Source organism: Pseudoalteromonas sp. TB25, from assembly GCF_000497995.1.
GTDB lineage: Bacteria > Pseudomonadota > Gammaproteobacteria > Enterobacterales > Alteromonadaceae > Pseudoalteromonas > Pseudoalteromonas distincta.
This window is the reverse complement of record NZ_AUTI01000032.1, coordinates 1-547: the sequence shown is the minus strand read 5'-3', so window position 1 is coordinate 547 and position 547 is coordinate 1. Positions and strand designations below refer to the sequence as shown.

The 547-nt window shown below is 43.3% G+C and carries 1 protein-coding gene; it reads left to right on the top strand.

Going from position 1 to position 547, the window contains the following annotated elements:
* The coding region (locus L652_RS0100620; RefSeq protein ID WP_024603179.1) for a carboxyl transferase domain-containing protein at nucleotides 1–547 on the top strand (547 nt) is incomplete at both ends.

Below are 547 nucleotides of genomic sequence, written 5' to 3'. Positions count from 1 at the left end.
TGTGCACTGTAAAGTGTCGGGTGTTGCCGATCACTTTGCTGAAAATGATGCGCATGCATTATCAATTGCACGCCAATGTATAGAGCGAATTAATTACACACGTCCGACCGCGCCGTTACTTAAACAAGAGCTAGAAGATGTAAAACCACCGCGTTACGATATTAACGAGCTTTACGGCATTGTTGGTACTGATCTTAAAAAGCCATTTGATGTGCGTGAAGTAATAGCCCGCACTGTCGATGACTCGTCTTTTGATGAATTTAAACGTTACTTTGGCGAAACACTGGTGACAGGCTTTGCCAGCATTTATGGCAACCCTGTGGGCATAGTGGCTAATAACGGTATTTTATTTAGTGAGTCGGCGCAAAAAGGCTCGCACTTTATTCAACTGTGTGCTCAGCGCAATATTCCTTTAGTGTTTTTACAAAATATTACCGGCTTTATGGTGGGTAAAAAATACGAAGCCGAAGGCATTGCAAAGCACGGCGCTAAAATGGTGATGGCGGTTTCGTGTGCTGATGTGCCTAAATTTACAGTACTTATTGGC